At 69.3% G+C, this 25,928-nt stretch carries 23 protein-coding genes; 15 read left to right on the top strand and 8 right to left on the bottom strand.

Translation table 11 applies throughout. The features are described from left to right. Nucleotides 1-152: 152 nt before the first annotated feature. Nucleotides 153-1,178, bottom strand: coding sequence for a LacI family DNA-binding transcriptional regulator (locus ACFC09_RS17520; RefSeq protein WP_376528766.1), 1,026 nt, complete (start codon nucleotides 1,176-1,178; stop codon nucleotides 153-155). Between the two features lie 175 nt (nucleotides 1,179-1,353). On the opposite strand from ACFC09_RS17520, the gene ACFC09_RS17515 reads away from it, so the two are divergent. Genes ACFC09_RS17515 through ACFC09_RS17505 form a run of 3 tightly spaced genes read left to right on the top strand, consistent with a single transcriptional unit; the run spans nucleotide 1,354 to nucleotide 6,370 of the window. Beyond that, nucleotides 1,354-4,383 (top strand): glycoside hydrolase family 2 TIM barrel-domain containing protein, encoded by a 3,030-nt coding sequence (locus tag ACFC09_RS17515; protein ID WP_376528762.1) that lies wholly within the window; start codon nucleotides 1,354-1,356, stop codon nucleotides 4,381-4,383. Then, complete coding sequence (locus tag ACFC09_RS17510) at nucleotides 4,380-4,829, top strand: hypothetical protein (RefSeq protein ID WP_376528760.1); 450 nt, start codon at nucleotides 4,380-4,382, stop codon at nucleotides 4,827-4,829. The genes ACFC09_RS17515 and ACFC09_RS17510 overlap by 4 nt, the downstream gene beginning before the upstream one ends. Nucleotides 4,830-4,864: 35 nt before the next feature. Then, nucleotides 4,865-6,370, top strand: a complete 1,506-nt coding sequence (locus tag ACFC09_RS17505) for an amino acid permease (protein WP_376528758.1) — start codon at nucleotides 4,865-4,867, stop codon at nucleotides 6,368-6,370. A gap of 50 nt (nucleotides 6,371-6,420) precedes the next feature. Here the strand turns inward: ACFC09_RS17505 and ACFC09_RS17500 are convergent, their stop codons facing one another. Further along, nucleotides 6,421-7,128, bottom strand: a complete 708-nt coding sequence (locus ACFC09_RS17500; RefSeq protein ID WP_376528756.1) for a FadR/GntR family transcriptional regulator — start codon at nucleotides 7,126-7,128, stop codon at nucleotides 6,421-6,423. Nucleotides 7,129-7,339: 211 nt separating this feature from the next. Here ACFC09_RS17500 and ACFC09_RS17495 point away from each other — a divergent pair, with 211 nt between their 5' ends. From ACFC09_RS17495 to ACFC09_RS17475, 5 genes are all read left to right on the top strand, one after another. Then, entirely contained in the window at nucleotides 7,340-8,578 is a 1,239-nt protein-coding gene (locus ACFC09_RS17495) for an aminotransferase class V-fold PLP-dependent enzyme (RefSeq protein ID WP_376528753.1), read from the top strand. A gap of 493 nt (nucleotides 8,579-9,071) precedes the next feature. Beyond that, nucleotides 9,072-9,938 (top strand): hypothetical protein, encoded by an 867-nt coding sequence (locus ACFC09_RS17490; RefSeq protein ID WP_376528750.1) that lies wholly within the window; start codon nucleotides 9,072-9,074, stop codon nucleotides 9,936-9,938. 100 nt (nucleotides 9,939-10,038) lie between these two features. After that, complete coding sequence (locus ACFC09_RS17485; RefSeq protein WP_376528748.1) at nucleotides 10,039-10,470, top strand: heme-binding protein; 432 nt, start codon at nucleotides 10,039-10,041, stop codon at nucleotides 10,468-10,470. A 15-nt stretch (nucleotides 10,471-10,485) separates the two neighbouring features. Further along, on the top strand, nucleotides 10,486-10,962 hold the full coding sequence (locus tag ACFC09_RS17480) for a heme-binding protein (RefSeq protein WP_376528745.1): 477 nt from the start codon (nucleotides 10,486-10,488) through the stop codon (nucleotides 10,960-10,962). Between the two features lie 59 nt (nucleotides 10,963-11,021). Continuing rightward, nucleotides 11,022-12,521 carry an MFS transporter gene (locus ACFC09_RS17475; protein WP_376528742.1) on the top strand — a complete coding sequence of 500 codons (1,500 nt, stop codon included), beginning with the start codon at nucleotides 11,022-11,024 and terminating at the stop codon, nucleotides 12,519-12,521. Between the two features lie 231 nt (nucleotides 12,522-12,752). Here the strand turns inward: ACFC09_RS17475 and ACFC09_RS17470 are convergent, their stop codons facing one another. Further along, nucleotides 12,753-13,772 (bottom strand): aldo/keto reductase, encoded by a 1,020-nt coding sequence (locus ACFC09_RS17470; protein ID WP_376528740.1) that lies wholly within the window; start codon nucleotides 13,770-13,772, stop codon nucleotides 12,753-12,755. 222 nt (nucleotides 13,773-13,994) lie between these two features. Here ACFC09_RS17470 and ACFC09_RS17465 point away from each other — a divergent pair, with 222 nt between their 5' ends. From ACFC09_RS17465 to ACFC09_RS17450, 4 genes are all read left to right on the top strand, one after another. After that, the gene (locus ACFC09_RS17465) at nucleotides 13,995-14,744 is read left to right on the top strand and encodes an IclR family transcriptional regulator (protein ID WP_376528737.1); all 750 of its coding nucleotides are present in this window, start codon (nucleotides 13,995-13,997) and stop codon (nucleotides 14,742-14,744) included. 388 nt (nucleotides 14,745-15,132) lie between these two features. After that, on the top strand, nucleotides 15,133-15,987 hold the full coding sequence (locus tag ACFC09_RS17460; RefSeq protein WP_376528735.1) for an alpha/beta fold hydrolase: 855 nt from the start codon (nucleotides 15,133-15,135) through the stop codon (nucleotides 15,985-15,987). 498 nt (nucleotides 15,988-16,485) lie between these two features. Continuing rightward, nucleotides 16,486-17,418, top strand: coding sequence for a hypothetical protein (locus ACFC09_RS17455; protein WP_376528733.1), 933 nt, complete (start codon nucleotides 16,486-16,488; stop codon nucleotides 17,416-17,418). A gap of 12 nt (nucleotides 17,419-17,430) precedes the next feature. After that, complete coding sequence (locus tag ACFC09_RS17450) at nucleotides 17,431-17,859, top strand: heme-binding protein (RefSeq protein WP_376528730.1); 429 nt, start codon at nucleotides 17,431-17,433, stop codon at nucleotides 17,857-17,859. A 301-nt stretch (nucleotides 17,860-18,160) separates the two neighbouring features. On the opposite strand, the gene ACFC09_RS17445 is transcribed toward ACFC09_RS17450, so the two are convergent. From ACFC09_RS17445 to ACFC09_RS17425, 5 genes are all read right to left on the bottom strand, one after another. Further along, nucleotides 18,161-18,988, bottom strand: coding sequence for a hypothetical protein (locus ACFC09_RS17445; protein ID WP_376528728.1), 828 nt, complete (start codon nucleotides 18,986-18,988; stop codon nucleotides 18,161-18,163). A gap of 111 nt (nucleotides 18,989-19,099) precedes the next feature. After that, nucleotides 19,100-20,602: a carboxylesterase/lipase family protein gene (locus tag ACFC09_RS17440; RefSeq protein WP_376528725.1), complete on the bottom strand. Its 1,503-nt coding sequence runs from the start codon at nucleotides 20,600-20,602 to the stop codon at nucleotides 19,100-19,102. 163 nt (nucleotides 20,603-20,765) lie between these two features. Continuing rightward, nucleotides 20,766-21,251 carry a hypothetical protein gene (locus ACFC09_RS17435; RefSeq protein ID WP_376528722.1) on the bottom strand — a complete coding sequence of 162 codons (486 nt, stop codon included), beginning with the start codon at nucleotides 21,249-21,251 and terminating at the stop codon, nucleotides 20,766-20,768. Nucleotides 21,252-21,417: 166 nt separating this feature from the next. Further along, the gene (locus ACFC09_RS17430) at nucleotides 21,418-22,161 is read right to left on the bottom strand and encodes an IclR family transcriptional regulator (RefSeq protein ID WP_376528720.1); all 744 of its coding nucleotides are present in this window, start codon (nucleotides 22,159-22,161) and stop codon (nucleotides 21,418-21,420) included. 85 nt (nucleotides 22,162-22,246) lie between these two features. Continuing rightward, nucleotides 22,247-22,978 (bottom strand): FadR/GntR family transcriptional regulator, encoded by a 732-nt coding sequence (locus ACFC09_RS17425; RefSeq protein WP_376528717.1) that lies wholly within the window; start codon nucleotides 22,976-22,978, stop codon nucleotides 22,247-22,249. Between the two features lie 323 nt (nucleotides 22,979-23,301). Between ACFC09_RS17425 and ACFC09_RS17420 the strand changes: the two genes are divergently transcribed. The 3 genes from ACFC09_RS17420 to ACFC09_RS17410 all read left to right on the top strand — a co-directional run bounded on the left by ACFC09_RS17420 (nucleotide 23,302) and on the right by ACFC09_RS17410 (nucleotide 25,883). Next, on the top strand, nucleotides 23,302-23,424 hold the full coding sequence (locus ACFC09_RS17420) for a hypothetical protein (protein ID WP_376528714.1): 123 nt from the start codon (nucleotides 23,302-23,304) through the stop codon (nucleotides 23,422-23,424). 37 nt (nucleotides 23,425-23,461) lie between these two features. Next, nucleotides 23,462-24,145 carry a thiamine pyrophosphate-dependent enzyme gene (locus ACFC09_RS17415; protein ID WP_376528711.1) on the top strand — a complete coding sequence of 228 codons (684 nt, stop codon included), beginning with the start codon at nucleotides 23,462-23,464 and terminating at the stop codon, nucleotides 24,143-24,145. A 307-nt stretch (nucleotides 24,146-24,452) separates the two neighbouring features. Further along, the gene (locus tag ACFC09_RS17410) at nucleotides 24,453-25,883 is read left to right on the top strand and encodes an MFS transporter (protein ID WP_376528709.1); all 1,431 of its coding nucleotides are present in this window, start codon (nucleotides 24,453-24,455) and stop codon (nucleotides 25,881-25,883) included. The last annotated feature ends 45 nt before the right edge of the window (nucleotides 25,884-25,928 follow it).

Below are 25,928 nucleotides of genomic sequence, written 5' to 3'. Positions count from 1 at the left end.
GGAACATCCCGCTTCGCTGGACGCTCCCGAAAAACATGACCAACCCCCATGAACCAACCCTGCCGGGATTGACGAAACAGATAGGGGCACCCCCCCTAACACCCCAACCCTGTACCACGAGGATGACCGAGACGAGGCGGCGGTACGACCTCTCAGGCGGACACGCGGGGCACCAGGTGCATCTTGAGCACTTCGGTGCGCGGGCCGGCGCCGCTGATCATCTCAAGCGCCAACTGGGCGGCGATCTGCCCCTCCTCGACGAGGGGTTGCGCGATCGTGGTCAGGGGCGGGGATGCGCTCGCGGCGATGGCGTGGTCGTCGAAGCCGACCACGACGACGTCCTCGGGCACGCGCCGTCCGGCGGTGTGGAGGGCGGCGAGTGCCCCGAGGGCGATGCGGTCCGACCCGGCGAGGATCGCGTCGACGTCGGGGTGTGACTCCAGCAGGCGGGCCGTCGCTGTGAGCCCGCCGGCGGTGTCCCAGTGGGTGTGCACGATGCGTGCTGCATCCAGCCGGGACCCGAGCACCTCCTCATACCCTCGCCGCCGGTCGCCGGTCGCCGGGTTGTCCGCGGGTCCCAGGACGGCGGCCACCCGCCGGCGGCCGGCCGCGACCACCCGCTCTGCGGCGAGGCGGGCCCCGCGCACGTCGTCGGAGTAGACCGTTGAGAAGACCCCCTCGTACGGCGAGTCGACGAGTTGCCCGCACAGGACCACGGGCAACCCGGTGCCCGCCAACGAGCCCAGCAGGTTGGTGCCCCGGTAGGGCGTGAGGTGGATGACCGCGTCGACCGACCGGCGGCCGAAGCTCCGCAGCGCCAGGGCGCGCTCCGACTCGCTGGACGCCTGGACGATGACCGGCAGGAAGCCGCTGCCCGTCAGTCCTTCTGCGATACCGCGCAGCATCCTGCCGTAGGTCGGGTCGTCGAAGAGTTCGTCCAGCGGTTCGGTGATCAGGACGCCGACCGTCTCCGCGCGCCCGGTGGCGAGGGCACGGCCGCGTGCGTTCATCACGAAGCCGGTCCGCGTGATCGCCTCCTGCACGGTGCGCTTCGTCTCGGCCGTGACGAGGTCCGAGTCGTTGATCGCGCGCGAGACGGTCGCGCGGGACACGCCCGCTTCGCGAGCTACGTCGGTGATCGTCACGGCGCGCGGGGCGCCGCGCCTGCCTGGTGGCATCGGTGACCTTTCCGCACGGGCGGGGACGCCCGTGTCCAGGACGGACTGAGCTGTACGGAGCTCAGTATCGCGCAGGCGGCCTGACGCGAGGTCGCCGTCGCACGGGACGGTGCGGGAGCCCCGTCACATCTCCACGACGTTGCTCCCATCAATGAAACCGGTTACATTCCGGAGTATGCCTCTCCACTTCGCGGATCCATCGACCGTCGGCGCCTCCGGCGCACATGACTGGGAGAACCCCGCCCTCACCGGCCGTCACCGGTTGCCCGCGCGGGCCTACTTCTTCGGCTACGACTCGGCCGAGGTTGCCGGGACCATGGACCGCCGGCTCTCGCGCGGGTTCGTCGATCTCACCGGGGAGTGGCGGTTCCGGCTCTTCGACCATCCCGCGCGCGTCCCCGCGGAGGCGCTGGCGTCCCCTGCCGACGGGTGGGACGTCGTCCGCGTGCCGCACCTGTGGCAGGTCGACGGGTACGGGCGGCTGCAGTACACCGACGAGGGCTACCCGTTCCCGGTCGACCCGCCACGTGTGCCCGCCGACGATCCGACCGGTGTGTACCAGCGCACCGTCGTCCTGCCCGAGGCCCCGCCCGGCGAACGCGTCGTGCTGCGGTTCGACGGGGTCGAGAGCTACGCCGAGGTGTACTGGGACGGCGCCTACGTGGGGATGACCAAAGGGTCCCGGCTCAGCGCCGAGTTCGACGTCACGGACGTGGCCCACGCCGGTGCGAACCATCTGGTCGTCAAGGTGCTGCAGTACTCGGACGGCACCTACCTTGAGGACCAGGACATGTGGTGGGCGTCCGGGATCTTCCGCGACTGCTATCTGCTGACCCGGCCCCAGGCGCACCTCGCCGACTTCCGTGTCCGCACGCACCGCCTCGCCGACGACCGCGCCGAGGTCACCCTGTCCGTGAGCGCCGTCGGACAGGCCGACATCACCTGGGAGGTGTACGACGGCGCGTGCCTCCTCGCGGCGCGGGCGGTCACGCCGGGCACCGACGCCACGGTGGTCGTCGAGGGTGTGCGCTTCTGGAACCCCGAGGATCCGTACCTGTACGACATGCGTCTCGTGGTGCGCGGCCCTGACGGGACCGTCGAGCACGTGCCCCACCGCCTCGGCCTGGCCGAGGTGACGATCGTGGACGGCCGTCTCCTGCTCAACGGCACGCCGTTCATGATGCACGGCGTCAACCGGCACGACCACGACGACCGCCGCGGGCGCGCCGTGGGCATGGCGCGTGTCGAGCGCGACCTGCACCTGATGAAGCAGCACAACATCAACGCCGTGCGCACCGCGCACTATCCGAACGACCCGCGCTTCTACGAGCTGTGCGACCGGATCGGTCTGCTGGTCGTTGCCGAGACGGACCTGGAGACGCATGGATTCGCGAACGTCGGCGAGCTGTCCCGGCTCACGGACGACGAGGCGTGGCAGACGGCGTACGTCGACCGGATCGAGCGGCATGTGCTGGCCCAGCGCAACCACGCGTCGATCGTCATGTGGTCCCTCGGTAACGAGTCGGGGTACGGGCGCAACATCCCCGCCATGTACCGCCGCTGCGCCGAGCTCGATCCCTCCCGCCCGGTGCACTACGAGGAGGACCGGGACGCCGAGGTCGTCGACGTCATCTCCACGATGTACTCCCGTGTCTCGCAGATGAACGACCTGGGCGAGCACCCCCACCCCAAGCCGCGCATCATCTGCGAGTACGGGCACGCGATGGGCAACGGGCCCGGCGGCCTCGCGGAGTACCAGCAGGTGTTCGAGGCGTGGGACAGCATCCAGGGGCACTTCGTGTGGGAGTGGTGCGACCACGGCCTCGTCGCGACCACGGACGACGGCCGCGAGTACCACTCCTACGGTGGCGACCACGGCGATGTCCCGAACAACGGCAGCTTCTGCATCGACGGCCTGGTCTTCCCGTGGCAGGAGCCGAGCCCCGGCCTCCTTGAGTACAAGCAGGTCATCTGCCCGGTACGCGTCGACTACGCGGACGGTGTGTGCACCGTGACGAACCGGCGGTGGTTCACCGACCTCGGCGACGTCGTCGTCGTCCTGGAGACACTGCACGACGGACGAGTCACCGCCTCCCGCACGCTCACCCCGGGCCCCGTGCCGCCCGGCAAGTCGTGGAGCGAGGCTGTGCACCTGGACGTCGCGGCGCACGGAGAGACACACCTGACCGCCCGCGTCCTGTCCACCGCCGCGCACGAGTGGGCGGCGCCGGTGCACGAGCTCGGCCGGTACCAGGTCGCGGTCGCCGACCGTCCCCGCCGGCCCGCGAGCGCCGCACCCCGCGGGGCCGTCACCGCCCAGGCCGAGGGCACCTCGCTCGTCGTCACGACCCCGGCGTCCGACCGGTTCACCGTCGACCTGCTCACCGGGGACCTGTCGTGGCGCAACCGCGAGCGCGAACTGTTCGAGGCCCCGCCCCGGGTCGGATTCTGGAAGCCCCGCGTGGACAACCACCGGCAGGAGGACGAGGAACTCTGGGCACCGCGGTACCTGTCGCTCATGCAGACATCGACGCGACACGTGTCATGGCGGGAGCAGGACGGTACCGTCGTCGTGAAGGTCTGTGCCCGCGTCGCGCCACCCGCCCTCGACATAGGCATGACGGTCGAGCTCACCTGGACCCTCACCGGTGACGGCGTGCGTCTCGCCGTCACCGGCGAGCCGGTCGGCGGCTACCGCGACATCGTGCCCCGGGTCGGGCTGTCCTTCGCGGTGCCGGGCGAGTTGCGCTCCGTCGACTGGTACGGGCTGGGGCCGGGCGAGAACTACCCGGACTCCCGCTCGGCCGCCACGGTCGGCCGCTGGCACAGCACGGTCGACGAGATGTTCACCCCGTACGTCGTGCCCCAGGACTGCGCCAACCGCGGGGACGTGCGCTGGGTGGCCCTGACCGACCCGCACGGCGACGGCCTCGCCGTGCGGGCGGCGGGCTCGGGCCCCTTCGCGTTCTCGGCCTGGCCCTGCTCCGCGGAGGCGATCGACGCCGCGCGGCACCGCACCGACCTCGTGCCGGAGGACCGCGTGACGGTCAACGTCAACCACCGCGTGCTCGGCCTCGGGTCGAACTCGTGGGGCAGCGAGGTGCTGGACACCTACCGGGTCCGCTTCGAGCCGTTCCACTTCGAACTCGACCTGCGGTCCGTGTCCGCGGCAGCACCCCACCACACCGGAAGGACCGGATCGTGAGGATCTTTCGCGACCACGCCCACCTCGACGAGGTCCTCGGCGGCGTGACCAAGTGGGACCGGACGCTCCAGGCGCTTCGCGCCGACGGACGGCTCCCAGGCGTCATGTACAGCGTCGGCGACTCGCTCACGGCCATGCGGGCCCGTACCGTCGCGCTCGCCACGGACGGCCTCGTCGCACGGCGGCGCTACCAGTGCGTGCTGTTCCCCGTGGACGGGGACGCCGAGGTCGATGTCGCTCACGTGGCCACGCTCGACGCGGCCGACACCTACAGCGACCTCACCGACCGCCAGCACCTGCGCGGCGACGGCGAGCGCCACACGGTCCCCCGCGGGGCTGTCCTCGTGGCCGACCCGGACGAAGCGGTCCGCATCCTGCCCGTTCCCGACACGACGGTGGTCGTCGCCTACGTGACCGTCGAGGGCGCCACGTTCCACAACAAGTAGCCGAATCCCCCTGCCCCACAGCAACGGAGCATTCAATGACGAATCGCCGGTCGATCGGTGCGGTGATCCTGTTCAGCATGGTCATCGCGGCGGTCTTCAATTTCCGTAACGTAGTCAACAACTACGTGTTGATAGGTACGCTCGCCGCCCCGATCTTTCTGGTCGCCACCATCCTCTACTTCGTACCGTTCACCCTCGTGATCGCCGAGATGGTGAGTCTCAACCGCCGCTCGGAGTCCGGCGTCTACCAGTGGGTGAAGTCGTCTCTCGGCGGCCGGTGGGCGTTCTTCACGGCATTCTGCTACTGGTTCGTGAACCTCTTCTACTTCATCTCACTGCTGCCGATCGTCCTGGTGTATGCGGGCTACATGATCCTGGGCACCGAGTGGGCCATCCAGCCCTGGCTCATCGCCGTGCTGTCCGCGGTCATCTTCCTCGTCGCCACGTGGGTCTCGACGAAGGGCGCCCGCTGGATCGGCGGCGTCACCTCGTTCGGGTCCACCCTCATGCTGGTCATGGCGCTGCTGTTCATCGTCGCAGGGGTCGGCGCGCTCCTCGGCGGCATCACGCCGGCCAATGACCTCTCTCCTGCCGGAATGCGCCTCGACCCGGGTGCCGGCATTACCGCGTGGGCGTTCCTGGGCACCCTGGCGTGGATCATCCAGGGCGTCGGCGGCGCCGAGTCGATCGGCGTATACCTGAACGACCTCAAGGGCGGTGTGCGGGCCTTCGTACGCACGATCATCGTGTCCGGGATCGCGATCGGCCTGCTCTACTCGCTCGGCACCTGGCTCATGGGCGTCTTCGTGAAGAGCGACAGTGTGTCGCTCAGCAACGGAATCTTCGTGACCATGCAGGCGGCCGCAGGGCACTTCGGCCTGCCGAGCGGTGTGGTCGTGCGGGGCGTCGGCCTCATCATGCTGATCGCGACCCTGGGCGGCCTGCTGATCTGGACCTCGGCGCCGGTGAAGATCTTCTTCTCCGAGATCCCCGACGGCGTCTTCGGCAAACGCGTCGTGGCGCTCAACGACCAGGGCGTGCCCGTCGTCGGGGCCTGGATCCAGTTCGCGATCGTCGTGCCGCTGCTGCTCGTCCCGACCCTGGGCGCGGGCAGCTCGATCGACGACCTGCTGCGGATCGTCACCAACATGACGGCTGCCACGGCCCTGCTCCCGCCGGCGCTGATCCTCGTGGCCTACCTGGTACTGCGGGCCCGGTTCGACAGCGCCGTGCGCGAGTTCCGGTTCGGCTCCCGTACCACGGGTCTCACGATGTCCGTGTTCCTCCTGGCCGTCTTCACGGTCGCCTTCGTGGCATCGACGTTCCCCGAGGGGCAGGCCCTGTGGCTCACGCTGACATACAACGTCGGCGGCGTTGCCGTCTTCCTCGGCGCCGCGCTGCTGTGGTACGAGCGCTACCTGCGCCGACTCCGCGCGGCCTCCCCGGAGCAGGCCGCGGCCGAACTCGCGCCGACAGCCCCGCTGCAGTCGGACGAGAACACCCAGGCGCTGCGCGCGGAGGATCCGGCCACCTCGGCGTAGCGCGACTCCACGCCGGCGACGGTACAGCCGGTGGGAGAGCCGGTACCGCGCTACACCGCGGTCGATGAACCCCGATCGATCACCGGTGGTCGGCAGGCTTCCAGCCAGCGCGCCGAGCAGGCGAGGTGAGCGGCGGCGGCAGCTGCGGCGGCGGCCGGGTCACGCTGGGTGAGTGATTCGGCGATGGCCCGGTGGCCTGCGTCGCTCTCGCGTTTCATCGCTGGGCCTTCCGGAAGCAGGTACACCTGGTAGGCGCGGGAACGATCGCTGAGGACCGCCAGCAGTGACTCGATGGAGGGGTTGCCCGCGATGCGGGCGATCTCGGAGTGGAACCGGTGATTGAGTTCGCTCCCCTCGTCCGGATCGTCCGTGGCCTCCAACGCCTCCATGATCGCGACGAGCGCCGTCAGCTCATCGGGGGTGATCCTCGCCGCCGCCTGCGCCGCGGCGTGCGCCTCCAGGACGCGCCGGGCCTCGAACAGTTCCAGAACGCCGTCCAGCGGCAGGAGTTCGACCGTCAGCGACAGGCTGCCGATCATCTCGGCGGGCCGCAGTTGCGAGACGAACGTGCCCGATCCATGCCGGGACTCGACCACCCCGAGCGCGGCGAGCATGCGGACGGCCTCACGCAGTGAGCTGCGCGAGATGCCGAGTTCCGCACACAGGTCGCTCTCCGGCGGAAGGCGGTCCCCGGCACTGAGGCGGCCGCTGGAGATCATGCGCCGTAGGCCATCGACCGCCCTGTCGACTGCGGACATACCGTCCTCCTCCATGGCTCGACGGCTGCCGTCGAGCCATGCCCATCCTACCGGCCACCCCGATTCATTGTCCGACCTCTTCGCGGAACCCCTGAGAGTCATCAGACAATTGCCCCAATGAACCTTGTCTTCTCGCGGACCCCCTGCCAGCATGCAGCAACACATCAGATATCTTTCGATATGCGTCCGATGACATGTCTCCTGGAGCAACGTGAGCAAGACCGATCTCATCACCGCGCCCCGTCCCCTTCTCCTGGCGGACGGCAGACCCGCGGCGGCCGCCTGGTCTCTGGACCCGCGGATCAGACACCTCAACCACGGGTCTTTCGGTGCCGTCCCGATCGCGGCCCAGGACATGCAGGCCGAACTGCGCGGGGAGATGGACAGCAATCCCGGCGTGTGGTTCCCGCACCTCGCCGCACGGATCGCCGAGGCCCGCAGCGCGATCGCCGGGTTCCTGCGGGTCGCGGTGACGGACCTGGCCCTCGTGCCGAACGCGAGCGGCGGCGCGAGTGTCGTCTACAACAGTGTGCCCACCCGGCCCGGCGGCGAGATCCTGGTCACCGATCATGGCTACGGTGCCGTGAGCATGGGCGCCGAGCGGCTCGCCCGCCGCTGGGGCGGCAGCGTACGGTCGGTGCACGTGCCGCTCGCTGCCGGCGAGGACGAGGCCTACGAAGCCGTGATGAGCCAGGTAGGCGATCTGACCGGGCTGATCGTGGTGGACCACATCACCTCCGCCACGGCCCGCCGCATGCCGGTGGAGCGGATCGGGGCCGAAGCCCGGCGCCGCGGCATCCCGCTCCTGGTCGACGGGGCGCACGTACCCGGTCTGCTGGAAGATCCGCTGCACGGCCTGGACTGCGACTTCTGGATCGGCAACATCCACAAGTTCGGCTGTGCTCCACGCGGATCCTCGGTGCTGGTGGCCCGCTCGCCCTTGCGCGACGCGCTCTACCCGCTGATCGACTCCTGGGGCGCGGAGGAGCCGTTCCCCGACCGGTTCGACAGCCAGGGCACCCTGGACGCCACCAGCTACCTCGCGACGCCCGCGGCACTCGACTTCATCGAGGACACCTGGGGCTGGCGGACCGCGCGGAACTACATCCGTGATCTCGCCGACTACGCGCAGCATGTCGTCGGCGACGCGCTCGCTGAACTGACCGGCCAGCACGAGCCGGTGGACGTCGGCATGCCAGTCGATGCGCTGCGGCTGGTCCGGCTGCCGGACGGGCTCGCCACCACCCGTCTGGAGGCCGACGGGCTACGCGACCGGGTCGCCCGTGAGCTGGGCGTCGCGGCGGCGTTCACCAGCTTCGACGGCATCGGCTACCTCCGGCTGTCCACGCACGTGTACAACACCGCCGCCGATTACGAGTACTTCGCCGAGCGCTGCGTCCCCGTGCTGGGCGAGTGGGCCCGCACTGCGGCTGATCGAGGAGAGCGCTGACCACGCTGACCAGTTGCGGCGGTTTCTCGGCCACGCCGACGACCAGGTCGCACACGCCGTGAAGACCGAGCGCAGGTAAGCCCTCGCCGCCTACCGTGACGCCACCCTCTTCAAGGTCGTCCACGGCTGAGGTCCGTCCCGTAAACGATCTTTCACAGGTCGCGTGACTACGGGCGTCCTTCGACGGTCCGTTCGTACTGCCTCGGCCGCGCCCACTGGCTCGGTGACTGTGCCGGGGCAGCCGAGCGCAACCCGGGAGATCTCCTGATCCGCAGGGTTGCCGTGCCGATTTCCATGATACTCCCGCGCCTTCGTAGTGCTGGTTTTCGGCATCGTGGAAAAGTAGCCCGGTCTTTCTTGTCCCTCCACGAACCCCACTCCTAACCTCAGTGCGTGTCCGGGAAATCAACGGTCGGCGAAACAGCGTGAATTCCGCGTGCCGAACCGGACTTCGCAGTACCCGGACACCTCTTTTCCCGAAGGGAGTACGAACGTGAAGGTCGTACCTTACGACGAGGAAGCCTGGGTCAAGGAGCACCCGCGTGGAATCGCGTTCAATTATTTGCTCTCGGGGGGCGACCCGGCATCCCCCGAGAACTTCCGCTTCACCCTGGGACGGCAGGACGTGGAGCGGTTCGAAATGCCGCGGCACCGGCACACGTTCGACCAGATTCGGCTGCCCCTGGTGGGCGACATGAACGTGGGAGAGCAGGGCCGGCTGCGTGCGGGCGAGATCGGGTACTTCCCTGAGGGCGTGACCTACGGGCCCCAGGACGACCCGCTGGGCGACGCGAAACTGGGCGAACGGCTGTGTCTGGTGCTCCAGTTCGGCGGCGCCTCCGGCCGGGGCATGGCGATCGCGAAGCGGCGGCCGGGGGACCCCGCGCCCAGGCCCGAGGTGCAGCGGATCAAGTTCCCCCGCCCCCGGTACCGGGACATCGTCGTCGCCGACCCGAAGTCCTACAACTGGATCCCGCTGCCGGACCAGAAGGGCGTCGACAACAAGTACATCGCCTCGTTCACCGAGCGTCGGACATGGGTGGAGTTGGTGCGGATCGCTCCCGGCGCCACCTGGACCTCCACAGATCCCCGCGCCCGGCGCGTCATGGCCGTGCTCTCCGGGACCGGGCAGGCAGAGGGCACGGGAATCAGCTGGATGGGCGCCGTGCAGGCCGATGCGGGTGAGGAACTGCGCATCACCGCCGTGGACGAGCTCGAAATCTTCCTCATCGGGCTGCCCCCGGTACCCGCCCCGGAGGTCGAAACCGCCCTCTTCGACGTCGTCGACGGCCACGGCAATGTCACTCAGTTCGAGGACGTACGGGAGATCCAGAACGTCATCGGGGACCGGCGGGCCTGATTCCCCGGCACCGCGTGATACAGCGCCGGGCCATCAGGACTCACCTGCCCATCAAGCATCGAGCCGTCAATCCGCTCTGCGGAGAAGAAGGAGAGTATTCGTGCCGAAACTGAAGTTCGCCCAGGCGTCCGGCATCGTCGATGCGGCGCTCGGAAAAGCACGGGAGCTGGAACTGGAGCCCGTCGCGGTTGTCGTCCTCGACGACGGCGGTCATGTCTTCGTGGCCAAGCACGAGGACAACACGGGGCTGCTGCGCATGGACATCGCCCACGCCAAGGCATGGGGAACGCTCGGCATGGGCCGAGGCGGGGCCAGGCTCGCGGATGCCGCCGCCAAGAACCCGGTGTTCTTCTCGGCGCTCGCCTCGATCTCGAACGGCAGGATCGCCACCTCCCGGGGCGGTGTCCTCATCCGTACCGCCGAAGGCGAGATCATCGGTGCCGTCGGCATCAGCGGCGCGCACGCCAAGCAGGACGAGGAGTGCGCGGTCCACGGCATCGAGCAGGCGGGCTTCGTGCCCGACGCCGGCTGAAGGGGATCGCTCACCGTGGCTTCACGGCTCAGCCTCAGCCAGGCTGCGGGCATCGTGGACGCGGCTCTCGAAAGAGCGCGGCGACTGGACCACCAGCCGCTCTCGGTCGTCGTACTGGATGCCGGCGGACACGTGCTCGTGGCCGAACACGAGCCCGGCACCGGAATCCTCATGACCGACTTCGCCCATGCCAAGGCCTGGGGTCCCCTGGGCCTCGGCCGGGGCGGCGGGAGGCTCGCTTCCCACGCGGACCGCGATCCGCTGTACATCCCGGTCATGGCGTCGGTCTCGGGCGGCAGGGTCACGGGATCCCGGGGCGGCGTGCTCATCCGGACCGCCGGGGGAGAGATCGTCGGCTCCGTCGGTGTCAGCGGCGACCACGCGGACGAGAACGACGCCTGCGCGGTCCACGCCATCGAACAGGCGGGTTTTGTCGCCGACGCCGGCCGAGGCGACCGGCCATGGACCGGAGCGGCCCCCGAACTCCCTTGACTCCCTTACCTCCATCCGCCCCTGCCACATGGCGGACACAGACGAGAAGTTGATGACCAATGACGACATCAGCTTGTCCCACTCCCTCCTCCCCCTCCGCGGTCGGCAACCTGACCCGGTTCAGACGCGTGATGATCGTGTGCCTGCTGGCCGGTTACGCGGTCCAGATCGACAACAACATGATCACGGTCGCGCTGCCGACCATCGAACGCGGCCTGCAACTGACGTCGACCCAGGCCACCTGGGCCGTCTCCGGTTACGTCCTGGCCCTGGCCCTGACCCTGGTCATGGGCGGCCGTCTGGGCGACGACCACGGACGCCGCAGGGTCCTGCTGGTCTCGTCGTCGCTGTTCGTCGTCGCGACCGCGGCCTGCAACATCGTACCGAGCGGCACCTGGCTGGCCGTGGCACGAACCCTTGTCGGCTGCATAGCCGGCCTGGCCCTGCCGCAGATCGTCGGACTGATCCAGCTGACGTTCGGCGGCAGGGAGCGGGGACGTGCGTTCGGTGTGTACTCCTCGGCGATCTCCCTCTCCGCGGTCGTCGCGCCCCTGATCGGCGGCGCGCTGATCGACTCCGTCCACAGTTGGCGTCTGGTCTTCGGCCCGAGCGTGATCATGGCTCTGGCCGCGCTGGTCCTCGGGTACTTCCTGCTGCCGGACGACTCGGGCGGACGTACCACCAGGCTCGACCTGGTCGGAACGGCGCTCCTCGGCCTGTCCATCGTCTCGATCATGTACCCGCTGATCCAGGCGGGCGCCGAGGGCGCGCACCCCGCCTGGTGGCTGATCGCCGTGGGGGCCGTTCTGCTGGCCGGCTTCTGCCGGTGGGAGACGCGTCTCGAACGCGCCGGCCGCAGTCCCCTGATGCGCCTGGGCCTGCTGGGTATCCGCAGCTACTCGGTCGGCGCGCTCACCGTCATGTTCTTCTTCGCCGGCTATCCGGGCATGATCCTGCTGACGCACCTGTATCTGCAGAACGGGTTGCACAACTCGGCGTTCTCCTCGGCGGCCACGACCGTCCCGTTCGGGCTCTCCAGCGCGATCGCCGCCCTGATCGGCGGCCGGCTGGTCCACCGCTACGGCCGCTGGATCGTGGTCTGCGGATGCGTGGCGGTCACGGTGGGCGTCGCCCTGTCGGCGCTCCTGGTGACCAGGAGACTCGGCGGCGACGACGTGCTGGTGCTCATTGCGCCGTTCACCATCAGCGGCCTCGGCTCCGGACTCATCATCGCCCCGAACCAGACGCTCGCGCTGGCCGAGGTACCGAAGGCGGAGGCGAGTACGGCCGCCGGCGTCTACCAGGTCGCCATGCGTGTCGGGCAGTCGATGGGCACGCCACTGGCGCTCACGCTCTACTCGACCGGTCTCTCCCACTGGCACGGCGACGTGTTCAAAGCCGCCTCGTTCGGGATGACGAGCAGCGCCGTCCTCATCGGCCTGGCGGTCGTCGTCCGGCTCTGGGACATCCTGCGCGGGCCACGCGTCCGGCCGGCAGCAGCCGACACCTTGCACCCGTCGGGCCCGATCGCCTACGCCCCGGACGAACCCGGCGCGTAGCACACACCCAGGTCGGATCCGACGGGTGTGACCTCCGTGACCCGGGTTCCAGGGCGAGTACATCCGTTACGAGGGCGGTCCGGGTGGAAGGCCCTGTGGCGGCCCGCGCCCCCGGACGGCCGTGGGTGCCCCTTGCTCCACCGAGCCCACAAGGCCGCGCGGGAGCGAGGGGCGCCCACCCGGGCTCACAAGTCCTCGTTGCGTCCTGCGGCTTGATCGACCGGACAGGTCCTAGCCGCGGGCGGCCGGGGGCCGGGACATGCCGGTGAAACGGTCGCCCACGACCCGGGCGGCCAACGGCTCAAGTTCCGCGAGTTCCGCTTCGCTCAGGGTCAGCCGGGTGGCCCGGAGGTTCTCCGCCACCCGGCCCGCCTTGCGCGTACCCGGGATGGGCACCACGGAGATCAACCCGTGCACCTCCGCGCGCTGCTGCACCCAGGCGAGCGCAACCTGACCGAGGGTGGCCTCGTGGGCCGCCGCGACCGCGCGTACGGGCTCCAGCAGCGTCGCGTTGGCCCGTGCGTTCTCTCCGGTCAGGCGGGAGTGGTGGCGGCGGTAGTCGCTGCTGTCGAGTTCGGCCGTCGCGTCGGTGAACATGCCCGCGAGGAAACCGCGCCCGAGCGGGGAGTAGGGCACGACGGCCACGCCGAGTCCGGCCGCGGCGGCGACCAGGGAATCCTCCACGTCGCGGGCGAACAGTGACCATTCGGACTGGACCGCGCTGATGGGATGGATGGCATGGGCTTCGTGCAGTTCGGCACCCGATACCTCGCACAGGCCGAGGCGGCGCACCTTTCCCTCGTCGACCAGTTCCGCCATGGCGCCGACGGACTCGGACAGCGGTGTCCGTCCGTCCCTACGGTGCATGTAGTAGAGGTCGATCACGTCGGTGCCGAGCCGGCGCAGACTGGCTTCGACCGCCTGGCGTATGTAGGCCCGGTCGTTGCGGACGGGCCGCCGGCCGCCGTCTTCCGCCGTACGGCGGACCCTGCCGAACTTGGTGGCGAGCACGATCTCGTCGCGGTGGTCCCGTACGAAGGAGGAGAGGAACTCCTCGCTGGCACCGGAGCCGTAGACATCTGCGGTGTCGAAGAGAGTGACACCTCCGGCCAAGGCGGCCTCCAGGGTGGCGCGCTGCGCCACGGTGTCGGCCTCGGGGCCGGCACCGAGACTCATACAGCCGAGCCCCTGCATGCCCACCTTCGCGCCGCCCCGTCCGAGCTCGACGGAGTCGATTTTAATATCTCTCATCTGTTCGCTGCCTCCCGGAGGCACTTGGACACGCGTATCATGAACGGCGGAAAACCGACGAACCAAAATGAAATACCGCCCTCGTTGATTCCCATCGAATCACAAAGCGGTAATCAGCTTCCCGACCCACAACCTAGGAAAGGAATTAAACGCCGGTCAACAACAGGAGTGACGATTTCCACAATGCCGAAAAGTACGCTTCAGGATGATCACAACGACTCGGTGAGCAAATCTCTCCGGATTCTGCTGCTCCTCGGCTCGTGTGAGTCGATGGGCGTCTCGGACGTCAGCAGGGAACTCGGCGTCGCGGTGTCCACCGCGCACCGCCTGCTGAACATCATGCGGGTCCACGGGTTCGTCACGCAGGACAAACAGTCGCGCCGGTACCGCCTCGGCGACGCCGCCCTGCACCTCGGCAAGCAGTCGCACGGCGAACACGACCTGCGCGCCCTCTGCCACCCCTTCCTCGTCCGCCTGCGCTCCGAACTGAACGAGACGGTCGACCTCATCGTCCTCGACGGGGCCGAGGCACTCTTCATCGACGGACTTCCCTCCCGCCGTTGCCCGAGCGTCGCCACCCGCACCGGACTGAGAATTCCCGCATACGCCACCGCAGGCGGAAAGGCGCTCCTGGCACAGATGCCGTATGCGGCGCTGCGCGCCCAGTTTCCCGACGAACTGCACCGGTTGACACGGCATACCGTCCCCGACTTCACAACCCTCCAGCACGAGCTGGAGCGGGTACGGATCCGCGGCTTCGCACTCGACCGAGGCGAATACCAGGCGCAGGTCCGCTCCATCAGCGTGGCGATCAACGACCGGCGAGGAAGGCCGATCGCGGCGGTCGCGGTCGTCGGCCCGAGCGACCGCTGGGGCATCAGGAAACTGAAGACGCTCGCACCAAGACTCGGCGGAGCGGCAGCCGCGATCACACACGGGCTGGGCCAAGCGGCCGGGCCCACCTCGCCGTGACGACGCCCCGGCCCTACGCCCCAGCTCACCGTGGTCCGAGCAGCAACTCGACGTGGACAACGAAGAGTTCACTCTCTGGACCGGGCCCTTCTCGCTGCCGTCCTGGCCCGCATCCGGCGTGGCCAGTTGCGGCGGCGCCTGGAGCGTCGGAGCGGGGGCGTCGGTGAGGAACGGGTGGCAGCGCCAGACCGGCGACAGTTCACCCTGCTCTCCCACAACGGCGGGCTCGGCCCGGTCATGGACCCGGCGCACGGCCAGCCGGACGGTGACCACTTTCCCGAACGTCCACCACACGCATCGGCCCCCGAACGTCCACCACACGCATCGGCCGTGGCTTGCGGTCTAGTCTCATGGGAGTTGATGTTCCGCAGCTCCGGGAGGGTGGCCAATGGCGGTGCACGTGACCGTGTGGGATGACCGCGACCGGGTCGGAGAACGCCGGGCCTCGACAGCTTCGACGGTCCCAATGGCCCCGGCGGCCACTGCCGCCCCCGCCCTCTTCATCCACAACATCTTCACCTGGGGCAGCGACTCCACGTACGGGTTCGCCGGGCAGCGGCCCCTCGCGGACAGCCGGCGGCTCCTCCTGATGGATCGCCGGGGTTACGGCGACAGCCCGGACACCGCGCGCAGCGACTTCGACGTCGACGCCGAGGACGTCGTGAAGGTTCTCGACGACGCGGCCTCCGCCGTGAGACTCGGCGGCGCCCACCTCGTGGGGCACGGGAACGGCGCCGTCGCCGCGCTCATCGCCGCCGCGCGTCGGCCCGACCTCGTCCGCTCCCTCGCCCTCATCCAGCCCTCCGCCTTCACCGCCGCCGCCCACCATCCAGTCGTCGCCGACCTCCTCGACCGGGTGCGCGACGGCGCCCCGGGCATCCCGGACAGCGTCACGCCGGACCAGTATCTGCGTGCGTCCACCGAGGCGCTGGGGATGGCCATGCCCGAGCCCACGCCGCGCCGGCTCCGTGCCGTTGCCACCTCCATGAGAGAGCGGCCCATCTGGGAGGCGGAGATCCCGCTGGAGGCGATCCGGGGCGCCGCCCTGCCGGTTCTGGTGATCTGCGGAACCTGGGAGCGCGCGCCGGCCGCGTACCGCGAGCATGTGGGGCTCCCCCTCATGGCCGTGGCCGAGTCCCTCACGGACTCCCTCGGGGGCCGCCTCCTGCGGGTGCCCGGGTACTACCCGCACACCCAGGAGCCCGCCGCCGTCAACGCCGTCCTGCGGGAGTTCTGGGGCTGACCCGGTTCCGCGTCGGCTGCCGGTCCCGCGCGGCCGGCCCTGGCCTGGCGGTGCGTCTCATGAGGTGCGAACCGCATGCGGGGCGTGGACTGTGTGCTGCGCGAACGCGGCAGCCGTGGCGGTTCGGCGTACGTTCACGGCGGACTTGCCGCCGGGAGACCTCGTCACCGTGGGTGGCCCACATACTCAGTCCTCCCCGGACCACAGCCTTTACCCGGTTCCGCCATCCGCCTGGATGCACCCGTGCCTCGGCAGCTGTCCGACGAATCCCGTCCGACTTCGGGGTCACTGGCGCCTTGCACCATGTCTCTAGGTGACCTAGTGTTGAAGTCAATAGGAGATGATCTCGCAGCCGAGAGCTCACCTTGAATCGTCATGGCGCAGCCCTCGACAGGTGCCCCCATCTCCCCTCCGCTCAGGGGCCGGTCCACACCGGGCCGACCTTCCGCGTGAGCCGACTCGACTACCCGCACGTTCCGTTCATCAGTGGAGGTCACCGTGCAGATCGTGCACTTTGACGACGACAACTGGTTCAGGGACCACCCCAGTGGGGTCCTGCACTTCCAGCACATGCTGCGGGGCGAACCAGGATCCCCCGACAACTACATGTACGTGCTGGCCAAGCAGGTCGGTGAATGGTCCATGCCGCGTCACCGGCACAACTTCGAGCAGATCCGTATCCCGCTGGTCGGCTCCAACACCACGTACGGCCCGAAGGTCGAGCTGAAGGAAGGCCAGATCGGCTACTTCCCCGAGGGCCTGTCCTACGGCCCCCAGGAGTCGCCGCTCACCGACCTGAAGCCCGGTGAGCCGCTCGCCCTGGCACTGCAGTTCGGCGGATCCTCCGGGTACGGCTTCATGAGCATCGAGCAGCGGCGCCAGGCCATGAAGGAGCTGGTCCAGGCAGGCGGCAAGTTCGAGGGCCCGCTCTACGTCAGCCCCGAGGGCAAGCGCCAGTGGGGTCTGAACACCGTCTGGGAGCATGTCTTCGGCGAGCGTCTGAAGTACCCGCGCCCCCGGTACAACCACCCGGTCATCGCCGACCCGAAACGGTTCAACTGGCTGCCGGTCGACGGGGCCAAGGGCGTCGACCACAAGTTCTTGGGCTCCTTCTCCGAGCGGGGAGTCTGGATCGAGATGGTCAAGCTGCGCCCCGGCGCCCAGTGGTCGTCGGTGGACCCCGGCGCGGAGCGCATCCTGACGGTGCTGTCCGGCGAGGGCGCGTGCGAGGGCGAGAACCTCTGCTACCTGAGCACCCTGCGGGCCGACGCGGACGACCGGCTGACCCTGGCGGCCTCCGACTCCTGCGAGCTGGAGCTGATCCTGATCGGCATGCCCCCGGTGGTGATCCCGGACGAAGCCTCCGAGGAGTACGAGATCGACCCCGACCCGGCCCCCGGCCAGCCCATCCACGTCGACTCCGGCTTCTGAGGGCAGAACACCATGCTGCAACTCGACATCGCCTCCAAGATCGCGGACCTGGTGCTGGAAGAAGGGCGTGCCCTCGGTGTGAACCCGCTGACGGTGGCCGTGCTCGACTCCAACGGCCACGTCCAGGTCCTCAAGCGGGACAACGGCAGCAACGGGATGCTGCGCCCCCAGATCGCCCAGGCCAAGGCATGGGGAGCGGTGGCCCTGGGCCATGGCGGACGGCTCCTGGCCAAGCGTGCGGAGCTGGCCCCCGCCTTCTTCGCGGCACTCGACACCATCTCCCACGGGCGAGTGGCACCGGTTCCCGGCGGCGTACTGATCCGTGACGCGGAGGGCCAGGTCGTCGGAGGCGTGGGCGTCAGCGGCGACCTTCCCGACAACGACGAGAAGTGTGCCGTCGCCGCTGTCACCGCGGCCGGCTTCACTCCCGACGCAGGCTGAGGTCACCAGAGCACAGGCGTCATCGCAGCACACGGCTTCACCCTGCGGCAGCGGGGAGGTGTCCTCTCACCTCCCCGCCTTGCCATGTCTTCATCGCCGCCTCGGAGCCCGCTGCCCCTGAGGACACCACTTCCCCTGACACCTGCTGTCTCCTCTGCTGTCTCCGACATACGTATGCGCCGCGGCGGCAACGCGCTTCGGCCGGGACTCGACCGGAGGGCGTTGCCGCCGCGGCGATGCCGATACGGGCGACCGCATGGCACGCAGCCGCCCGCTCCGCTCAGCCCGCTCGCTCGCTCGCTCAGAGGAAGTTGTTGGGCCAGATCATGGTGCGCCACATGTGGGCCACCGGCGAGCCGTCGAAGCCCAGGCCCTCACGAGGCTGTCGGAAGTGACGCCCCACGATGTCCTCGAACTCCTCGAACTCGACCTTGACCTTGCGGTCGAAGGAGTAGATGTCGTTGACGGTCACCAGACGTGCCGTCATGTACCAGCGGTGCTTGCGCGCTTCCTCGGCGTCCCGGCGGGTGTGCTCGGGCGGCCGGTAGTCGGCGCCGAAGTAAGTTATGTACGCGTCCGGGTAGTCGTAGCCGACCGACTCGTCGGCGAAGTAGCGCAGCGCCTCGTGCTTCTGGATGGCCCAGGCCACCTCTTCGTCGACATAGGGCGCCACCAGTTGGGCTCCCCAGTAACCGTGATTGGCGGAGAGCAGTCCGGACACGGCGATGTCATGCAGCAGACAGGCCAGGATCACCTTCTCGTCCAGACCGTTCTCCCTGGCCACCCGGGCACTCTGCAGAAGGTGCAGGGAGCCGAGGCCGCTGAGGGCGATGCGGTGGCGGAAGAAGTCGGCGAGCGTGGGCTCATCGGGCATCTTGGGCAGCGCCGGACTGTCGCCCATCATGAGCACCGAGTCGGGGTGGCGCACTTCGGCGAAGAGGGTTTCGCGGTGCTCGTGGGCGGGAGTGCCCAGGGTGGCAGCGGCCGGGGGGACGATCAGACGCCGTCGCTGGTCCACGGCGTCGTCCAGCGGCTCACGCACCCAGTTGGTCAAGCCCGCTTCGCGCAGGGATTCCGGCAGTTCGTGCGGCTGGACCTGAGTGGTCGGCGGCTGTGGTGCTGCTGGCATGAGTGACTCCTTTCGAACGTGCCCCGCCGACGGTCCGTCCTCCGGTCGTCGTCGGCGGGGAACCGTAGGTCGCGCGGGGCCTGCGGCCTGGAACACGCCGAGTCGATACGGTCAGTGCGTCCCGGCGGTGGCGCGCAGTGTGTGGATCAGCTCGGTGACGGGGTCGATCTCCAGCGGACGGCTGTGGGCCTCGGCGTCGATGACCGTGACCAATGGTGTGGTCGCGTCGGCCGCAGGCCAGGGGGTGCCGTCCGGGCTGCGCGGGACGCCGGTGCGGGCGAACTCCGTCCAGGCGTGGAGCATGGTGTCGGAGACTCGTTCGTCCTGTGCATCGTAGCCCTGACCGGCGGTGATATGGCCGAAGACATAGGGGATGTCGGAGCAGTGGAAGGCGAGCATGCCCGACTTGCCACCGCCCGGCGAGACCCGGTCGAACCGGTAGCTGTACGACGTGCGGCCCAGTGCGGTGAACCGACGGTACGAGGCGAGAACCGGCTCCGTCCACAGGGCGTCCGTGTACAGCCGCGCCAGTGCCTCGTAGGGGGTGCCGGTGAGTTGGGCGAGGATGGCGCCGGCCTGCTCGCCGCCGAGGACCGCCGCCATGGTCTCCAGCGTGGCGGGCGTGTAGACCTCGGACGGGTCGACCGCGGACGGCGGACCGCCGAAGGGGCCGGTCGGCCTGATGAAGAAGCGGCCCTCGTCACGGGTGTGACCGAACAGCACGGGGACATCGGGGTCCCAGCCGGACAGGTCCTCCCCCACGACCTCGCCGTCCTCGGTCGGGGCCCAGACCAGATTGGCCGGAGTGTGCACCTGACCGGGCGGCGGCATGAGGCTCGCGGACCGGAGCGACGCCATCCGCACCTCGTGCACCGGCCTGGTACGCAGGTACTCCAGATCGCTGCTGCCCAGTTGCTCGCAGAACCGGGCGCTCGCCGCCAGCAACCGCTCCCGACGGTCCGGTCCCCGGCGCGCGGCCAGTCCCTCGACGCCGGCGCTCTGCAGGATGGCCCGGTGGAACAGGCCCCGCGCGTCAGGCGCTGCCAGCAGGGTACGGACCGCGTCCGCGCCCGCGGACTGGCCGAAGACGGTGACGTTCTCCGGATCACCGCCGAACCGGGCGATGTTGCGGGAGATCCACTCAAGCGCCGCGATCCAGTCCTGGACGGCGGCGTTGCCGTCCGCGTCCGGGTGCTGGAGGAAGCCGAACGCGCCGAGCCGGTAGTTGAACGACACATAGGTGACGCCGCGGTGGGCGATGGAGGATCCGTGGTAGTCCCTCATGGAGGCGGACCAGTTGACGAAGCCGCCGCCGTGGATCCAGACCATGACCGGCTGCCGGGCCTCCGGGTCGACGCTGGTGGTCCAGATGTTGAGGTGGAGACAGTCCTCGCTCGGCTCCGCGCCAAGGTCCAGACCCGAGTCGACGGTCTGGATGGCGGCGGGGCCGAACTCGGTCGCGTCGCGCGCCCCCTGCCACGGTACGGGCGGCTGCGGCGACGCCCACCGCAGGTCTCCCACGGGCGGGGCGGCATACGGCACACCCCGGAAGCGAAGTACTCCGCGCCTCTCACTGCCTTCGAGAATGCCCTGCTCCACGCGGACTTGACTCATGGTGATTCTCCGGAAGCTCGTATCCCACTGAGGGTGCGCGATCTCGTGCGGCCCGGTCCTGACGCGCATCGCACCCCGGTCGCTGGTGTGCCGGACCGCTGGACCCGGCCATTGCACTCAGACACTTGAAGACTAGGTCACCTCAAGTGAAACGGTCAACAGATCACTCACATACTAGGTGACTTGCTTTGCGGCCCGCGCGGTCACAGATGCGCCACGACCAGCGTGACCGCGTCCGCACACCGCGCGCCAATACGGTGTCGACGAGGTCCTCGGCGACCGTGTGCCAGGCCGTGCGGAGCCGGCGCAGGGCGGGCGGGACGAGTATCTCGCGCAGGACTCGGCGCGGCGCGTCCTGTCCGGGCGGGTCGGCGTCCAGCAGCAGGCTGGGCGGCCGCCAGGGCTTCTCGTGACGGAAGTCGGCCAGGCCCACTCCCGCCCCGGACTCGAAGTTCTGCCAGTCGACCAGCGCGGCGTGCACCTGGACGTAGCGGGCCAGGGCATGGACGTCGTAGCGCGCCAGATGGACCACCGGACCCGCTTCGCGCAGGGCGCGGTGCAGCGGCTCGGGCTTGCGCAGGTGCTCGGGGGCGAACGGGTCCTGGTCGCTCGTGGGCGGCACCGCGGTCGGTGCCGTGGTGTCGGTCATGGCGGCTCCAGCGATCGGTGTGGACCTTCACAGGTCCAGGACGAGGCGGTCCCCGCAGGAGCGGGACGGTCTGAGGAACGCTGGAAGGATGCGTGGGGGTGGGGGTGGACCGCGATGTGCTTCTCACCAAGTGAGAGGGGAATTCCTACGCTGCCGTGGGTTGTTGTCAGCCGCCGAGTGCGCGGGAGAGTCCGCGCGCCGCGGTCCGTACGACGGGGACGACGGCCCGGCCGGTGGCGTCGTTGGGGACGATCACGGAGAGCGCGGCGATGACTTCGCCCTTCGTGGCGCGAACCGGTGCCGCGATGCCGAGCGCCTCCTCGTGGACGAAGCCGGGGCAGTACGCGAATCCCCTGAGCCGTACGTCGGCCAGGAGGGACCTCAGACGGGCGGGGGTGGCCGGGGTGTCGGAGGTGTAGACGGTGAGCGGTGCCGCGAGTGCCCGCTCCTTGATGTCCGGGGAGCTGTGCGCGAGCAGGACCAGTCCGCTGGAGGAGACGTGCAGGGGCAGCCGTCCGGCGACACGGGTGTAGTTGACGACGGAGCCGGGGGCCGAGAGCCGCTCCAGGAACAGTACTTCCCCGCCGTCGAGGACGCCGAGCTGGACATGGTGGCCGACCACGTCGTGCACGCCGTCCATGAAGGGCAGGGCGGTATCGCGCAGCGACAGGGTGGGGGACGCGCGGGTCACCAGCTCCCACAGCCGCACGCCCAGGCGTACTTTGCGGTCGGTGTCCCGGCCCAGGAGCCCGTGCGCCACCAGTTCGCCCACAAGCCCTGAGGCGGTCGCCACATGCAGTCCCGACCGGCGGGCGATCTCGGACACGGTGAGAGCCGGTTCGTCGGGGCTGAACGCCTCGATGATCCGCACGGTGCGGGAGAGCACCGATTCACTGTGGGGTGTTCGCATGGGCCACTCCCCTGACTGCCCGGGTGGGCCCCGCGCCACAGGGGCCCACCCGGGCGGCCGCTTTGGGACCACCGGGGTTGGAGGATCAGTCGAGCAGTTTCTTCTGATCCGCCGACAGCTGTGAGACGAGCCGGGCGAAGTCGGTGTCGGTGAGCCGGAACTGCTTCGACTGTGACGAGGTGTCGATCAGTTCGCGCATCCGGTTGGAGTAGACCTCAAGGCAGGCGACCGCCCGTTCGGCGTCGCGTGCCTCCATCGCCGCGACCAGGGCCATGCGGTCGTCCTGGAGCGGTCCGGCGGCCTTCTTCCACGCGGCGGCCCGCTTGGTACCCAGCTCGTACGCCAGCCGGACCTGGATGTCGATGAGGAACCCGCACAGCACGGCCAGCAGCGGGTTGTGGCCGACCGCGGCCAGCCGGCGCAGGAAGACGCTCAGGTTCTCGGCGGACTTCTCCGGGCTGGGCGCGAGCATGTTCTCCGCGCTCTCCCGGAGCTGGGCGAGATCCTCGTCCGAGGCGCGGGTGACGCCGAGCGCCGTCGCGTGGGTCAGCAGCGCGCCGAGGACACCGAGGACGTCGCTCACGCCCAGCTTGTCCAGTTGGATGACGGAGGACAGGGACAGCGCGGTCAGGCTCTCGCTGCGGGCCGTCACAAAGGCGCCGCGCCCCTGCTTGGAGGTCACCAGCCCCATGGCGGTGAGCGCCCGGATCGACTCGCGTACCGTCTGTCCGCTGACGCCGTATTCCGCGGCCAGGTCCCGCTCCGCGGGCAACCTGCCGCCGTGTGGGAGAGCGCCGCTCAGAATCCGATCGCGCAAGTCCTCAAAGATCAGGTCCGAGACCCTTTCGCGGGCGAACTTTCTCGCCCCGGCATCCACGCTCATACCGGCAACCTAATCCTCTAGAGACCTAGAGTCAAGGTAATGCCTCATGCCGCCCTCCGGGTCGGGAGCGAGGGGATACCCCCGGCCCGGGACGGGGCGCTTCCGGGACACCGGAGCGAGATCACCGATATTGACCCCCCAAACTATAGATGACCTAGTGTCCAAAGAACTCTGGCATGTCCGGCGTGCAGCCGCCGCCCCGCCATCCGATGCGCGACGCGCACACGCACCGGACTCCCGGTGAGAGGCGAGGAACCATGGCGACGGTCGGTGAGTCGTTCTGCGAAGTCCTGCTCAAGCACCGCGTGGGCGCGGTCTTCGGCAATCCGGGCTCCAACGAGCTGCCCTTCCTGCGCCATCTCCCCGCGGACCTGCCGTAAGGACGACTTCCGGCCGGCCGGGGTGACGGTGTACGGGGTGACCGACGATCCCGACGAGGCGGCGCGTGCCCCCTTCGGGCATGTGGTGATCGGCGACCCGTCCGCCGCCCTGGCGCACCTGGTCGCAACCGTCCCGATCAGCACCCGGCCCCGGCCCGAGGCCCGGGTGCTGCCCGAGGCCGACACCTCCGGTCCCGCGTTCACCCCCGAGGCGATCACCGACGCGATCAACCACGGCAAGACCGACGACGCCGTGATCAGCTTCGAGTGGACCTCCGGCGCAGGCTGTGCCGACCGGCTGACCACGACCCGTCCCAAGTCCCGCTTCTTCCCGGCGGCCGGTGGACTGGGGTGGGGCATGCCCGCCGCCATCGGGCTCCGGCTCGCCCGGCCCGACCGGCCGGTGCTCGCGCTCATCGGGGACGGTGCCATGCAGTACACGACCTCCGCGCTGTGGACCGCCGCCCGCCATCGGATACCGGTGACCTTCATCGTCGCCGACAATCGGCGCTACGGGGCACTGGGCGGCTTCTCCCGTGTGCTCGGTGTCCCGGAGGGCCCGTACCTCGACGTCCCCGATGTGGACATCGTCCGGATCGCCGAGGGGTACGGCGTGGCGGGGCAACGCGTCGAATCGCTGGAGGAGTTGACCCGGCTCGTCGAGGCGGGCATGCAGGCCACGGAGCCTCGGCTGATCGAGGTTCCGCAGCGCGCCGAGTGAGCGAGGGACCGCCCGGCCCGCCGTGGGTCCTGGGGAGGTACTCCCCGGCCTTCCCCGGTCCTACGGTCGCAGTCGCAGTCGCACCGCGTCGGTCACGTTCCGGTAACCTGGCTGAAACCCTTGACGTTTCACCTGGCTCGTTCCTAACCTCGCTGCACCACGTAAGTGGCAGTTCCAGCAGTACACGTGCTGCGGCGCTTTCCGCAGTTTTTTGGCAGGCACAGACAAAGACCACCTGTCGGTGGCTTCGTTGTGCCTTTTTCTGTGCTCCCCGTGCCGCCGGCAGGTCTTCCTCGAAGGCGGATTCATGGCACAACGTCCGAGCGTGAGAAGCGTCGCCGATGTCGTTGCGCTCATCGATGGGCTGGGAAAGATCACTGGTCGAGCGCAGATCATCTGGTTCCTCGTGTTCGGCGGGCTGTTCCTCGACGCCTACTCGAACGCGGCGCTGAGCGCCGGTCTGGGGCCGATGACCACCCAGATGGAACTCACCAGCACCCAGGTCTCGATCCTCACGGCCACCGCTCCGGCCCTGGCGATCATCTTCAACCCGGTCGGCGGCTGGCTCGCCACCCGCATCGGCCGCGTTCCGCCGCTGCTCGTCGCCAAGGTGTTCGCGATGGCGGGCGCCCTGCTCGCCGCGTTCGCCGGTGACTTCACCGTCGTCTGGCTCGGCCGGGTCCTGGTGGGTGTCGCGTACGGCATCGACTTCGCGGTCGCCATGGCGCTGCTCGCCGAGTACACGCCCGCGAAGCTGCGTGGTCGGCTCAACCTGTGGCAAGCCGTCTGGTACGTCGCCACCACCAGCAACCTCGCCCTGGCCCTGGTCTTCTTCAACCTGGACGTCGGCGCCGACATCTGGCGCTGGTCGGTCGGCTCGGCCGCGGTCGCCGCCGCCGCGCTGCTGCTGAGCCAGGCGCTGATACTCAAGGAGAGCCCCACCTGGCTGGCCGACAAGGGCCGGCTGGACGAGTCCGTCGCCAACCTGGACAGGATCTACGGGATCAAAGCCGTCGCCGGTACGCCCGACAAGGCGACCCGTACCGCCACCGAGGCAGCCGCCATCGGGTTCCGCCAGGCCGGGCTCCTGTTCCAGGGCGAGTACCTGCCGCGGACGGTCCTCTCCTCGGTGATCTCGCTCGGGCAGTCGATGCAGTACTTCGCGGTCGGCTGGTACCTCCCGCTGATCAGCCTGACGATCTTCGGTGAGAGCTTCGAGAAGGCCACCACCGGCTCGATGGTGTTCAATGCCTTCGGTATCGCGGGCGGGCTGCTGTCCGCGTACTTCGGCCGCCGCCTTGGACTGCGGCTCAGCTCCGCCGCAGGTTTCGCCGGGGTCTTCGTGGCCCTGGTCGCGATGGGGCTGACCTTCGAGAAGGTGCCCACGGCTGTGGCGTTCCTGCTGCCGGTGCTGTTCATCCTCTGCCACTCGGCGGGCCCCGGTGCCAACGGCAAGTCCATCGCCGCGCTTTCCTACAGCAGTGACGTCCGTGCACTGGGCACGGGTGTCACGGGTATGGTCGGCAGCTTCGGCAGTGTCGTCGGGCTGTATGTGTTCCCGCAGATCAAGGACTCGCTCGGGCTCGCCGACACCTTCCTGGTGCTCTCCGTCGTGCCCCTGCTCGGCCTGATCACCTGCCTGGTGGTCAAGTGGGACCCGACGAAGGCCGCCTCGCCCGACGAGGGCGCCGGCCAGGACCGCGACACCGTCGCGGCACACTCCGTGACCGCACACTGACCACCCGCACCGCACGAGGGTCCCCTCCTCTTCGTATCCCTCCCT

Origin of the sequence: Streptomyces sp. NPDC056161, assembly GCF_042268025.1 — a bacterium.
Classification (GTDB): domain Bacteria; phylum Actinomycetota; class Actinomycetes; order Streptomycetales; family Streptomycetaceae; genus Streptomyces.
The sequence above is the reverse complement of the archived record's forward strand: the minus strand, read 5'-3'. Positions and strand labels throughout refer to the sequence as shown.

Coding starts and splice junctions, on each gene's coding strand:
- ACFC09_RS17520 (WP_376528766.1), bottom strand. CDS start 1,178: ATGCCACCAGGCAGGCGCGGCGCCCCGCGCGCCGTGACGATCACCGAC.
- ACFC09_RS17515 (WP_376528762.1), top strand. CDS start 1,354: ATGCCTCTCCACTTCGCGGATCCATCGACCGTCGGCGCCTCCGGCGCA.
- ACFC09_RS17505 (WP_376528758.1), top strand. CDS start 4,865: ATGACGAATCGCCGGTCGATCGGTGCGGTGATCCTGTTCAGCATGGTC.
- ACFC09_RS17500 (WP_376528756.1), bottom strand. CDS start 7,128: ATGTCCGCAGTCGACAGGGCGGTCGATGGCCTACGGCGCATGATCTCC.
- ACFC09_RS17475 (WP_376528742.1), top strand. CDS start 11,022: ATGACGACATCAGCTTGTCCCACTCCCTCCTCCCCCTCCGCGGTCGGC.
- ACFC09_RS17470 (WP_376528740.1), bottom strand. CDS start 13,772: ATGAGAGATATTAAAATCGACTCCGTCGAGCTCGGACGGGGCGGCGCG.
- ACFC09_RS17460 (WP_376528735.1), top strand. CDS start 15,133: ATGGCGGTGCACGTGACCGTGTGGGATGACCGCGACCGGGTCGGAGAA.
- ACFC09_RS17450 (WP_376528730.1), top strand. CDS start 17,431: ATGCTGCAACTCGACATCGCCTCCAAGATCGCGGACCTGGTGCTGGAA.
- ACFC09_RS17445 (WP_376528728.1), bottom strand. CDS start 18,988: ATGCCAGCAGCACCACAGCCGCCGACCACTCAGGTCCAGCCGCACGAA.
- ACFC09_RS17440 (WP_376528725.1), bottom strand. CDS start 20,602: ATGAGTCAAGTCCGCGTGGAGCAGGGCATTCTCGAAGGCAGTGAGAGG.
- ACFC09_RS17435 (WP_376528722.1), bottom strand. CDS start 21,251: ATGACCGACACCACGGCACCGACCGCGGTGCCGCCCACGAGCGACCAG.
- ACFC09_RS17430 (WP_376528720.1), bottom strand. CDS start 22,161: ATGCGAACACCCCACAGTGAATCGGTGCTCTCCCGCACCGTGCGGATC.
- ACFC09_RS17420 (WP_376528714.1), top strand. CDS start 23,302: ATGGCGACGGTCGGTGAGTCGTTCTGCGAAGTCCTGCTCAAGCACCGC.
- ACFC09_RS17410 (WP_376528709.1), top strand. CDS start 24,453: ATGGCACAACGTCCGAGCGTGAGAAGCGTCGCCGATGTCGTTGCGCTC.